Source organism: Ferrovibrio sp. (genome assembly GCF_025869515.1).
Classification (GTDB): Bacteria; Pseudomonadota; Alphaproteobacteria; order Ferrovibrionales; family Ferrovibrionaceae; genus Ferrovibrio.
Map to the genome: position 1 here is coordinate 89,507 of NZ_JAOZVR010000077.1, position 12,494 is coordinate 102,000.

Consider the following 12,494-nt stretch of genomic DNA (forward strand, 5'->3'; position numbering starts at 1 on the left):
TTATCAAACAGTGATTTCATAATAGAGCGGGTCCTCGACCACGATGCCGGGCAGCGCCGCCCCATCCTTGTCGGTACGGATCACGGCGATGCCGGCCTGTTCCTCCAGGCGCTCCAGCAGCGGCTGCCAGGGCAGGGTGCCCCACCCCACCTTGGTGGCCGTTTCGGCATCGGTGGGGATCAGGGCGAGATCGAGCGCCGTCATCAGTTCCAGTCCCTGCTTTTGCAGCGTGGCATTGTGGCTGGCATGATGGCCGACCTTGTAGACCTTGGTACGCCGCAGCAGATCCGGGCCGGTGACGCGGCGGCCAGCGATATCCTCCCAGACGACATTCTGCCATGACAGCCAGTTGCCGACCTGGGCATCAGCGGCGAACAGCAGGACCGGACCGCCCTTGTTCCGCGGCCCCAGTTCGATCGCCAGCACCAGGCTGGTGTTGTTGGTATCGGAATCGAGCTTGAGCGCCAGTGAGGTGGCAGCGCCCTGCCATTCTTCGTTCAGGCGGCGCCAGTCCTGCGTCCGGTCATCGCGCTCGCTGCGGTTATCCTCGGTACGGTCCGCCCAGTAATGGCGTTCGAAGAATTTCACGCCCTTGGTGACCGACAGCGGGATGACATAGTTGTGCCCGAAGATCGGAACGCTGTCCGGTTTGAGGGCCACGGTCAGGGCACCGGCATCCTGGCCATAGGCGGCAAAGCCATAGACCTCCGGCGCCGATTTGCTGGGATCGTTTTTCTTCAGCAGCTTCTCGTCGCGGGGCGGCCCGAGGACGAAGACCCGCGCCTCCATGCCTTCGAGCTCAATCGGCGGATCGCCGGGTTTATGATAGCGCACCACATCGGACAGACTCAGCAGCACTTCCGTCGACTGGCGCAGCAGCTTGCCCGAACCGCCGCCATAGAACCCCAGCAGGTTTTCCAGCAGGCCGTTATCGTTGAGGCCCATCGCCTTCATGCGCATATGCGCCATGTCCAGCGCGGCGAGAGCATAGCCCTTCGCCGTGGCGATCTTGTTCGCCAGCGGATCGCTCGTGTCCTCGGTCCAGGCCTGCCAGATTTCCCCGACATGAGTGAACTGTTCGAACAGCTCCCTGGCCTGGCGGAATCCGGATATGTGATCGTCATGCTCGTGGGTCGCGACGATAACGTCGATATGGCCGCCGGTTTCATCCAGGATATCCTGGACAATTTCTCTTATCTTCGCACTGCCGCCCGATTGCGACGTATGGACGCCGCAATCGATCATGATGGAGAAATCCGTCTGGTCCTTGCGCGGAAAGCGGAGCAGGAAGCAGTCGCCCACGCCCTGTCGATACATACGGATGCGGATGCCTTGACTGTTCCGGCGCTGGCGCACGGGCTTCGCGGCCTTTTTCGTGGCCTTCGGTTTCGCAGCTTTTGCCGCAGGGCTGGCCTTTTTGGTTTTCACGGTTTTTGCGCGTGCCATGCGATCCCCCTCATCCATGCCTGTGCATCATGGCGAACGGTTCGTTGCCGTCCGACTGCGCCGCAACATAGGTGCCCTGCAATCCAAGGAAACCCGCCGACATGGCAAAGGCCTGCTGCTCGCGGATGCGCTCGACCTGATCGACGCGCTTGCGGATCACGTAGCAGATTTTTCCGGTATCGATCTCGCAGATGATCGTGCAACCGCCGCGATACTTGATCCCGCCGGCAGTGAATTTCTGCGTGATCTCGATCACCACATTATCGAGAACGGTCTTGCCATCAGGGCTGACGCGGCGCAGGGGCCGCACGGAATGCACCTCGATCCGCGACAGCCGCCCCGTGATGCCGTCGATGATTCTCACTTGCGGTGACGCAATCCTGATCAGCCCGAGGCCGCTCAGAACGGTATCGCTGGTGGCGGGGTCATGCAGGAAGACATGGAGCTGCCGCGCATGATCGTTGGAGGTGATATATCTCTCGTACCGGTCGCCATCGGCCTTCCAGGCCTTCGACATCGACTGCAGCAGCGGTTGCAGACCGGGAACGGCGAATTCCGGCGCTTCCCAGCACAACGCATCCGCCGAGAGGTTGTTGACTCCCTGCGGATAGATGCCACGGTCGCGGAAAGCCTCGATGAAGGCCACGCGGTAAAGCCGGCCCTCTTCGCCGGTCACCAGGTCGCGGTCGGCCGTGATCAGGGCGCGCAGGTATTCGCCGAAGGTGAGATCGACCGGCGGACAGTAATCCAGCGCGCGGATGCAGATGATCAGCACACGGCTGGCGATCTTGGCCGCCATGGCCGCCAGCTGCTCGGTCAGCTCGTAGGGAATATGGCCGTCTGGCAGGATTCCGCTGCCGCCAGTGGCAAGACGGAACAGGCTTTCCGTGCTGTTGTCGTAGATTTTCACGAAAGCCGCAAAGATGGCGGCAACCAGGACGGCACCGCGCGCATGCGGCTGCTCGGCGCCGTCAAGGGCGTCGCGCCGGGGCGGTGTACCGACAGCATCGCGCAGGGCCTTGCGCTCACCGATGGCCTGGCCGAATTCGCGCGCAAGTTCGCCCAGAGCGCCCGGCAGGTCGAGGCGCCCGCGCGACCGGGCGATCTTGTCGCGCAGCACATCTGGCATAGTGAAGTGCTGGAACAGAGCCACCACATCGGCGAAAGCCTCGTGGAAGGCGATCATGTCCAGACCAGATGGCTCCTTGTAACGCGGGTGCAGACCATCGAGCAGTGCATGGGTGGTTTCATGCACAATGATATCATGCGACAGGCAGGTGAAGACCACGCCGCCGGGCAGGTTGTCGCCGACATCGGCAGCGGTGGCCATGAAATATCCGAACAGCAGAGCGCGTTTCTCGGGGCTATAGAAGGCATTGGCCTCGTGCAGGGCATGCGGATAGATCCGCAGGCGGCGCACGAAATGATAGCGTCTTTGCGCGCCGGTGCCGTCGAGCCGTTCGGCCCAGAATGCGGGACGCCCGAGTGCGTGCTCGAAATGGCCGATGGTTTTCATGGCCACCGCATAGACCATCTGCTGGTGAAACTGCGGATTGCCGATGCTGGGCGGCAGGCCGTTCTGCACCAGCAGTTCCGGCCGGTTGAGATCGACCGGCGCATAGGCCGCATTCTTCGAAGGATCTATATCGACCACATCCAGATATTCGCCACGGGGGCCCTCTCCCAGATCCGGCTCCCAGGGCACGTCGATCTCGGTGTGGTTGAGCCTGTAGCTGTCTAGCCGCGTGCCGGCCGAGGGATCTGAGGCATAGACCTGCAGCTTACGCTTCTGCGGCTTCGGCACGCGCGGCGACAGGTTGTGCAATGCGCGCCGGCTCGCGTTCGGCAACTCCGCGGACGGCGGCGGCGCTTTCGCTTCGTCGACGGGGACGGTAATGCCGCTCCGGCGCAGCTCGGAAGCCAGGTGCTCCTTCAGCGTCTGTGAAGCGGAGGGTTCGTCGAGCAGGGCCTCGAACAGCCTCTGCCGCGTGATATTCCTGCCATTCTCGATTTCGATCAGCAGCTGTTCCACCGCATGAGACCGCTGGCTGATCTGCAGGGCTTCCAGCTCCAGCATCCGTTGCGCCTGCGTGGGCGCCGACACGCCCAGGCCGGTAAGACCCCGGATCAAGGCGAAGGCGGCAGAATCCTCTTCCTGCCGATGCAACTGCTGTTGCGGCTGAGGCTGCTGCTGCAAAGCGCCTTCGGCGCGCAACAGGCCATGGCCGAAATATTTCAGGAGTGCACGGTCATTCGGCTGCCCGGCCGCATCGAACAGGGCCTGACGGGTCGCCTCGACACGCATCCAGCCTTCCGGATAGGCCTCCAGAGCGGCGTGGTGGTGCTGCATCCACAGCGCCGCCGCCGCCGCCACCTGCGGAGTGGCCGAGGAGGTGCCGTTGCCATCCCAATCGACCAGGTCAGGGCAACCGATTTTCGCCCAGGGTACATTCGGCGTGTAGGCGGCCATCGCCGTATCCATCTTATCCCGCGGGCCATAGCAGCCTGCCATTTTGCGGATCGGCAGATCGGCCCAGGGCCGGCCATCGGCCATGACGCCGCAGGCAGCCACCACGCGCTTGAATCGCGCGGGATATACGATGTAACGCGTCGGCAGGTTGCCGTAATTGTTACCTGCCGCCGAGACCATGAAGATGCCGCGTTCATACAGCGCATTGACCGCATCGGCCCAGGCGCCCGATGCCAGCCCACCCATGCTCATCGTCACCACGCTGACGCGCTTGTCCGGATCGTCCCAGAGGCCGTGGACGTAGTCGAGCGCCTTGGCGATCGCGCTGTTGCGGAACAGCAGCACCGAACTGGCGACCCGGATCGGCACGACCTCGAGCTGATGTGCACCGCCCAAGGGCTTGTTTGTCGTATCGAAACTGCTGCCCGCCAGCAGCGCCAGGGTTGCCGTGCCATGGCCGCGATTGGTCAGCGGGCCATTGCCGGTCTGGTCGCTGGCATCGCCTGCACTCTCGCCGGAGACGAAATTGCGCTGCAGGTCCCGGCGCAGGTTTTTCGGCAGCGTGCGATGCTGCGGGTCGAAGCCGGTGTCGAGATGCGCGATGCGCACCTGCTGCCCCGGCAGCGACGGCTGGCTGACGCCGGCCCGTGCCAGCTGGAGCTGCGAATGGCCGTCGTTGAGGAACCAGTCATGCGACGGCTCCGTGGCGTAGACATCGGAATCCTGTTCGACGGGCTTGCCGCAGACATTGGCCAGGCCCAGAAGATCGCGGCCAGGCGGAATCGACAGCCATTCCTGCTCAAGATCGGGTTCGGCCAAGGTCACGACCGACTGGCCGGCAAAGCCCAGCCCTTCGTTCATCAGCTGATGACAGATGTCCCAGGCATTGTCAGTCCCACTGGCGGCTGCAGCCTCGAACCAGACCGGCCGGGCCGCCGCGCCGAGCGCTGCGCCTGCCTTCGGCTTTTCGATATTCGGCAACAGGCGTTCAAGCTTGATTTCCGCCCTTTTCCCTCCGGCCAGTGCCAGCTGTCCTGCAGTGGCCTGTGGATGCGCCTTTACAAGCAAACGCAGCTGATGATCGCTCATCGGCTCTCCCCCTTTGCTGTGCACGACTCTTTATAGTCGTGCAATCTAGCACTACGCCTCCATAGGTAGAAAGATCGGAAAAATTAAACCTCAGCTACGGGTTGCTTGCTGAGAGGGATATTCAGTCCATTTGACGTCACACAATGTTCATGTGATGGTCATTTCAACGAAATAAGCGGCTGTCAGTGTTTATTTGAACATGAAGAGCCGCACGGGACAGGAAACGACCATGGCTGCCGGATCACCGGCCGATGACCGCGCGCGCCTCATCATGGAGGCGGTGCGCCGGGACGGCTACCAGACCATCGATGCGCTGGCCGCGCTCTGCGGCGTGAAGCCCTATACCACCCGCCGCGACGTGATCGGTCTGTGCGACCGCGGGCTGCTGCGCCGGAAACATGGCGGCGTCGAACTGCCGCCCGAGGGCGAAAATCTCGCCTATCCCGCGCGCCAGGTGCTGAACATCGAAGCCAAGCGCCGTATTGCCGAACTGGTGGCGCGTGCCGTACCCGATGCCGCCACGCTGTTCTTCGGCATCGGCACCACGCCGGAGCAATGCGCGCTGGCGCTGACCGAGCATCCCGGCCTGCGGGTGATGACCAACAACCTCAACGTGGCGATGGCGCTCGCCCGTAATCCCTCCTGCGAGATCACCATTGCCGGCGGGCGGGTGCGCAATCTCGACCGGGACGTGGTGGCCGCCGAGGCGCATGGCTTTTTCAGCAACTTCGCCGTCGATATCGGCATCTACGGCGTCGGCGCCGTGGCCGAGGATGGCACGCTGCTGGATTTCGGACCCGACGAAGTGGCGATGCGCCGCAACCTCGCGCAGCACTGCCGCCAGCGCTTCCTGGTGCTCGACCATTCCAAATTCGGCCGCGACGCCACCGTGCGCGGTGGCCATATCACCGAGGCCACCGCGGTCTTCACCGACCGGCCGGTGCCGCCCGCCATCGCCGGCCAGCTCAAGGAAGCCGGCGTCCGTCTCGTCGTCTGGTCCGACGACGCCAGTGAATCTGCATCCAACAACGGGAGAGGCTGATTATGTTGAAACGCGTCCTTCTTGCCAGCGCATTGGGCATCGCCGCACTGATCGGCGTTGCCGATGCAAACGCGCAGCAGCGCGCCATCTGCTACAACTGCCCGCCGGAATGGGCCGACTGGGGCTCGCAGCTCAAGGCGATCCAGGCCAGGCTCGGCATCCAGGTGCCGCCGGACAACAAGAATTCCGGCCAGGCCATCGCCGCCCTGATCGCCGAGAAGGCCAACCCGGTCGCCGACGTCACCTATCTCGGCGGCATCGCCGCCGATCCGGCCAAGGATGCCGGCGTGCTGACGCCCTACAAGCCGAAGAACTGGGAGAAGATTCCCGCCGACCTGAAGGATCCGGACGGCTACTGGTTCACCATCCATTCGGGCACGCTCGGCCTGTTCGTCAACAAGCAGGCGCTGGGCAACAAGCCGGTGCCGCAGAGCTGGGCCGACCTGCTCAAGCCCGAATACAAGGGCCTGGTCGGCTATCTCGATCCCACCTCGGCGGCCGTCGGCCAGCTCGGCGTGATGGCGGTGAACCTGGCGCTCGGCGGCAGCTACGACAACCTCGATCCGGCGATCAAGTATTACAAGCAGCTCGCCAAGAACGAACCGATCGTGCCGAAGCAGACGTCTTATGCCCGCGTGATCTCGGGCGAAATCCCGATCCTGCTCGATTACGACTTCAACGCCTATCGCGGCAAATACACCGACAAGGCGCCGGTCGAGTTCGTGATCCCGAAGGAAGGCAGCGTGGTGTTCCCCTATGTGATGGGTCTGGCCAACAAGGGTCCGAATGCGGAAAACGGCAAGAAGGTGCTGGACTTCGTGCTGTCGGATGAAAGCCAGGCCATGTGGGGCAACGCCTATCTGCGTCCGGTCTTCGCCCAGCATCTGTCGAAGGAATCCAAGGCGAAGTTCCTGCCCGATGCCGATTACGCCCGCGCCAAGCCGATCGACCTGAAGAAGCTGGCTGCCGCGCAGGCCAAGATCGTCGAGCGTTACCGGAACGATGTGAACTGATGTGAAGACGGCAGGGCGGTGGCGACACCGTCCTGCCGATTATCCGGAGGAAACGGCACGCAATGCGCCGGGAAACCCAAAGACTGATTCTGCTGCTGCTGCCGGCGGGGATTTTCTTCACCGGCTTTTTCCTCATTCCGATGGCCGATCTGTTCATGATCGGCGGCAGCGGCAAGACCGGCTGGGCCGCCTATGCCGCGATCCTGACCGACCGGAATTACTTCAACAGCCTGATTTCCACCCTGGCGGTGGCGGCCGCCACCACAGTGGCGACGCTGATCATCAGCGGTATTTCCGGCGTGTTCCTGCAGCGCCACAAATTCCCCGGCAATGCCGCGCTGGTGGCGATGCTGACCTTTCCGCTGGCGTTTCCCGGGGTTGTCATCGGCTTCATGGTGATCATGCTGGCCGGCCGCCAGGGCCTGATCGGCCAGATCACCCAGGCCGTGACCGGCGAGAAAGTGGTGTTCGCCTATTCGATGGCCGGCCTGTTCATGGGCTATGTCTATTTCTCGGTGCCGCGCACCATCCTGACCGTGATGGCCGCCGCCGAAAAGCTCGACCCGAAACTGGAAGAAGCCGCCCGCTCGCTCGGCGCCTCGCCGCTGCGTGTCGTGCGCGATGTCATCATCCCGGGCCTGAAACCGGCCTTCATCTCGGCCGGCGCGATCTGCTTCGCCACCGCGGTCGGCGCCTTCGGCACGGCATTCACGCTGGCCACCCGCATCAACGTGCTGCCGATGGTGATCTATACCGAGTTCACCCTGTCGGCCAATATCGCCATGGCGGCCGCGCTCAGCTTCGTGCTCGGCGCCGTCACCTGGATCGTGCTGGCGCTGGCGCGCACCGCCGCCGGTTCCACCGTCGCGGCCGCAGGGTAAGCGCCATGAAAAACAGATGGCTCTTCACCCTGCAGCTCGGCTTCACGCTGATCGTCTGCGCTTTCCTGATCGTGCCGGTGATCCTCTCCATCCTCGCCGGCCTGACGGTGAATTACCTGGTCGGTCTGGAAAGCGGCCTGACGCTGCGCTGGGTCTTCGAGGTCTGGGACGGCTATCGCGACACCATCTTCCTGTCCATCGGCCTGTCGCTGGCCTGCCTGGCCGTCACGCTGGTGATCGGGATTCCCACCGCCTATGTGCTGGCCAAACGCCAGACCGCGCTCGGCCGCGTGATCGAGGAAATGCTGGTGATGCCGGTGGCCGTGCCGGGTCTGGCCACCGCGCTGGCGCTGATCGTCACCTATGGCAGCCTGTCGGGTTTCCGCACCTCCTGGGCCTTCATCCTGGTCGGCCATGTGCTGTTCACCCTGCCCTTCATGGTGCGCAGCGTGCTGGCGGTGCTGAGCGCCATCGACCTGAAGACGCTGGAGGAAGGTGCGGCATCGCTGGGCGCCGGTTTCATCGACCGCTTCCGCCATATCGTGCTGCCGAACTGTCGCGCCGGCATTCTCGCCGGCTCGCTGATGGTGGTGACGCTGTCGATGGGCGAATTCAACATGACGTGGCTGCTGCACACACCGTTCACCAAGACGCTGCCGGTCGGCCTGGCCGATGCCTATGCCTCCCTGCGCCTTGAAATCGGCAGCGCCTATACGCTGGTGTTTTTCCTGATGATCGTGCCGCTGCTGCTGGCCCTGCAGGCCTTCGCGCAGCCGCGCCTGAAAAAATTCGTTGCCGAGGATGATGCAACATGAACAAGCCGCTTTCGATTACCCTGGAAAACTGCGCCAAGACCTTTACCGACGGCACCCGCGCGCTGGAGCCGCTGAACCTGTCGATCAGGGAAGGTGAGACCATCGTCTTCCTGGGGCCGTCGGGCTGCGGCAAGACCACCACGTTGCGCATCATCGCCGGACTGGAAGAACCCGACGCGGGCGGCAAGGTTCTGTTCGACGGCGAGGACGTTACGACCCTGCCGATCGAGAAGCGCAATGTCGGCATGGTGTTCCAGTCCTATGCGCTGTTTCCCAACATGAGCGTGGCGGAGAATATCGGCTACGGCCTGAAGATCCGCAGAGAGTCGCAGGCGGCGCTCCGCACCCGCGTCAGCGAGATGCTGGGCATGATGCGGATCGAGGCGCTGGCGGACCGCCGCATCGACCAGCTGTCGGGCGGCCAGCGCCAGCGCGTGGCACTGGCCCGTGCGCTGGCCGTGCGGCCGCGTGCCCTGCTGCTCGACGAACCGCTCACCGCCCTGGACGCCAAGCTGCGCGACACCCTGCGGCTGGAAATCGACACCCTGCTGCGCCGGCTCAACATCACCGCGATCTACGTGACGCATGACCAGTCCGAAGCGATGGCGCTGGGCGACCGCATCGTGGTGATGGAACATGGCCGCGTGGCGCAGATCGGCAGCCCGCGCGACATCTACCAGAAGCCGGCGACCCGGTTCGTGGCCGATTTCATCGGCACCATGAACCGCCTGAACGGCGCCGTGCGCAACGGCGTGTTCACCTGCCGCGCCGGCGACATGCCCTGGGCCACGGCGCCGGCCGATGCCAGCGAAATCCTGTTCCGGCCCGAGGATATCCAAGTGACCGAAAGCGCCGAAGGCAGCACCCTGCGCGGCACCGTGGCGGCCGCCTTCTACCTCGGCGACCGCACCCGGCTGTTCGTCGAGGTCGGCGAGAAACAGCCGCTGGTGGTGGAAAGCGCGGCGCGGCGCGATTTCAGCCATGGCGAGACCGTCGGCCTGGCGATCGACCCGCGCGGCGTGCTGATTTTGTGAGTTTGTAACCTCGTCACCCCGGGCCCAAGAAGGCTCTCTTTGGCCGGGGTCTCGTTTTTCCTGTATCACAAAAAAATGGGATTCCCGCTTTCGCGGGAATGACGGAAGGAAGAAGGAGTGCCCCATGCTGATCGCCCAGATCACCGACACCCATATCAAGCTGCCCGGCAAGCTGGCCTACCGGAAGGTCGACACGGCGGCGATGCTGGAACGCTGCGTCGCCGAACTGCAGGCGCTGAAGCAGCAGCCTGACCTGATCCTGCTGACCGGCGATCTGGTCGATCTCGGCCGGCCCGAGGAATACGACCATCTGAAGGCAATCCTGAGCCCGCTGCAGCAGCGCATCATCGCCATACCCGGCAATCACGACGAACGCGATGCGATGCGCGAGGCCTTTGCCCATGGCGGCTATCTGCCGCGGGAACGCGGCAGTTTTCTGCAATTCGCCATCGACGATGACTATCCGCTGCGCATCATCGGACTGGATACGCTGATCCCGGGCCAGGGCGGCGGCGAGCTTTGCGCGGAGCGCCTGCGCTGGCTGGATGCCACGCTGACACAGCAACCGGACCTGCCCACCCTGGTGATGATGCATCATCCGCCCTTCATCACCGGCATCGGTCATATGGACAGGATCGGCCTGAAGGGCGCCGCCGAGTTCGAAGCCATCGTGGCACGGCATCCGCAGATCAGACTGATCCTGTGCGGCCATCTGCATCGCACCATCCGCGCCGATATCGGCGGCCGCACCGCGCTGACCTGCCCGAGTCCGGCACATCAGGTGGCGCTGGATATCGATGCCGATGCGCCCAGCCGCTTCACCATGGAGCCGCCCGGTTTCATGCTGCACTGGTGGAACGGCGGCCGGCTGATCAGCCATACGGCCGCCATCGGCGATTACGACGGCCCGCATCCCTTCCACGGGCCGGACGGCAGGCTCATAGACTGAGCAGGCTGGGACTGATCAGCCTTCGCCGGCGCCTTTCCAGAAGGGCTTGATCGCGGCGAAGCTGTCCCAGGCCTCGCCGAGCTGGGCCGGCTGCAGCTGCTGGCGACCGGCAAACCAGGCGGCAATCGCTGCCGCCGCCGGATCCTCTCCGGCAGCGGGCAGCAGGTCGCGCACCAGGCGCGCGCCCACATCGGCATCGTTGAGCATGCCGAGACAATCCTGCAGATGCGCCAGAGCCGCGATGAAACGGCGCGATGTCTTGCGGCGGGCAAAGAGCAGCCGGAAGAATTCTGCGGTGTAACGCAGCTTCTTGGCCTGGATGCGCAACTCGTGCAGGGCGGGGATATCGAGTTCGGCATGCCGCCGGCCGAGCGCCTTCACCTTCTTGTGCCGCTTGCGCAACAGCGCGGCGGCAAACCGCATGGCAGGCCCGGTCGCCGCATCGGTATCCGCAAGCACGGCCGGATCGCCACTCTCGATGGCGGCGACGAAACGCGCCAGTGCCAGGCGCAAAGCGGCCAGCCGCGGCGCGTTCAGGGCGGACTCGAGCGCCACCTGGGCGGCAGCGCGGTGATCTTCCAGGATGGTGGCAAGATGCTGCAGCCGTTTCGGCGGATCGGCCTGGCTGCGCAGCGGATTGAGCGTTTCGGTGATAAAGACATCGAGATCGCGTTTGCGCCCGAGCGGCGCGCCTAGCCAGCGCAGGTCGTCGAGCAGCGGCTGCAGCGCATTATTGTCCAGGATTGGCGCAAACAGCCCGATGGCGGAGCGCAGGCGGCGGAGCGCCACGCGCATCTGGTGCACGCCTTCCTGATCGCGGTCGCGCAGCACCGGCAGCAGATTGGCATCGAACTGCGCCAGGCAATGCCGCAGGACGATGGCGAAGGCCGCCGCAACGCTGACGTCATCGGGCAGCGCAAAGTCGAGGATGGCGGACCGCACCGGCGGCGGCTCGATCATGCCGAGATGGCAGGCCGCCTGCACCAGCGGCGCGGTACCGGTCCAGCGCAGCGGCAGATCGCGCACCAGCGCCGCGGCCAGCGCATCCATCGCCATGGCGGCGTCGGGCGCGGCCTGCAGGGTGAGGGCTTCATAGGTCGCGCGCTGATCGGCAGCCCTGAGCTGTACCTTGTAGCTCTGCAGCATGACCGCATGGCCATCCTGCGTGAGGTTATGAACCTGTCCGCTCAGCGTGCCCTCGGCCAGCGTGTCGAGATCGTCGATCGCATCGAGCGACGGCACTGTATCCAGCGCCACGCCGGCGATCGGCAGCGTGACAATGCGGCGGCCCTGCGGATCCGCGATGGCAAGGCACAGCCAGCCGGCGGCGGCAAAACTGCGGTCCGGCGTATCGAGCAGGGAGAGACTGGATTTCAGCACCCGGCTGCGTTTGCCGGCGGATTTGCGCTCGGCAAATACAGCATGCCGGCGCACCAGCGCCAGCCCGCCCGGGGCAAGGCCGAAACGCAGCAGCGCGGGCGGTTCGCTCATGGCGGCGGACTCTATCGGAGCGCAAGGAAATAAGTCAAACAGGACAGGCGTTTACGATTGTTACAGTTCTGCGAAACCGCATGAATCAAAATGGGCGCCAAAGCCGGTGGCCGCCCTAATTCTGCCGCTTTCACCCGTTTGAATGGCAACACTTGCAGGCGGCCATAGTTGCAGCCTGTAGGGCCGCCCGGCACCCCGCCATCCCCCCGGCATCGCCGGGCGGCCCTCCCCCCTTTCACCGACATTTCCCCTTTTTCGTCAGGA

The 12,494-nt window shown here is 64.3% G+C and carries 9 protein-coding genes; 6 read left to right on the forward strand and 3 right to left on the reverse strand.

From position 1 onward, the window contains the following. Positions 1 to 3 precede the first annotated feature (3 nt). The gene (locus OJJ21_RS12215; protein ID WP_297686590.1) at positions 4 to 1,446 is read right to left on the reverse strand and encodes an MBL fold metallo-hydrolase; all 1,443 of its coding nucleotides are present in this window, start codon (positions 1,444 to 1,446) and stop codon (positions 4 to 6) included. Between the two features lie 10 nt (positions 1,447 to 1,456). Beyond that, positions 1,457 to 5,005, reverse strand: a complete 3,549-nt coding sequence (locus tag OJJ21_RS12220; protein WP_297686592.1) for a S8 family serine peptidase — start codon at positions 5,003 to 5,005, stop codon at positions 1,457 to 1,459. A gap of 229 nt (positions 5,006 to 5,234) precedes the next feature. Between OJJ21_RS12220 and OJJ21_RS12225 the strand changes: the two genes are divergently transcribed. The 6 genes from OJJ21_RS12225 to OJJ21_RS12250 all read left to right on the forward strand — a co-directional run bounded on the left by OJJ21_RS12225 (position 5,235) and on the right by OJJ21_RS12250 (position 10,739). Beyond that, positions 5,235 to 6,047: a DeoR/GlpR family DNA-binding transcription regulator gene (locus OJJ21_RS12225; RefSeq protein ID WP_297686594.1), complete on the forward strand. Its 813-nt coding sequence runs from the start codon at positions 5,235 to 5,237 to the stop codon at positions 6,045 to 6,047. A 2-nt stretch (positions 6,048 to 6,049) separates the two neighbouring features. Next, a complete protein-coding gene (locus tag OJJ21_RS12230) occupies positions 6,050 to 7,060 on the forward strand; it encodes an extracellular solute-binding protein (RefSeq protein ID WP_297686596.1) in 1,011 nt (336 codons plus the stop codon). 62 nt (positions 7,061 to 7,122) lie between these two features. Beyond that, positions 7,123 to 7,941 (forward strand): ABC transporter permease, encoded by an 819-nt coding sequence (locus OJJ21_RS12235; RefSeq protein ID WP_297686598.1) that lies wholly within the window; start codon positions 7,123 to 7,125, stop codon positions 7,939 to 7,941. Between the two features lie 5 nt (positions 7,942 to 7,946). Continuing rightward, on the forward strand, positions 7,947 to 8,756 hold the full coding sequence (locus OJJ21_RS12240; RefSeq protein ID WP_297686600.1) for an ABC transporter permease subunit: 810 nt from the start codon (positions 7,947 to 7,949) through the stop codon (positions 8,754 to 8,756). Beyond that, a complete protein-coding gene (locus tag OJJ21_RS12245; RefSeq protein ID WP_297686602.1) occupies positions 8,753 to 9,790 on the forward strand; it encodes an ABC transporter ATP-binding protein in 1,038 nt (345 codons plus the stop codon). Before OJJ21_RS12240 ends, OJJ21_RS12245 begins: the two co-directional genes overlap by 4 nt. Positions 9,791 to 9,914: 124 nt before the next feature. Further along, positions 9,915 to 10,739, forward strand: a complete 825-nt coding sequence (locus OJJ21_RS12250; protein WP_297686604.1) for a phosphodiesterase — start codon at positions 9,915 to 9,917, stop codon at positions 10,737 to 10,739. A gap of 15 nt (positions 10,740 to 10,754) precedes the next feature. Here OJJ21_RS12250 and OJJ21_RS12255 read toward each other — a convergent pair whose 3' ends face one another. After that, on the reverse strand, positions 10,755 to 12,230 hold the full coding sequence (locus tag OJJ21_RS12255; RefSeq protein ID WP_297686606.1) for a CHAD domain-containing protein: 1,476 nt from the start codon (positions 12,228 to 12,230) through the stop codon (positions 10,755 to 10,757). Positions 12,231 to 12,494: the final 264 nt, after the last annotated feature.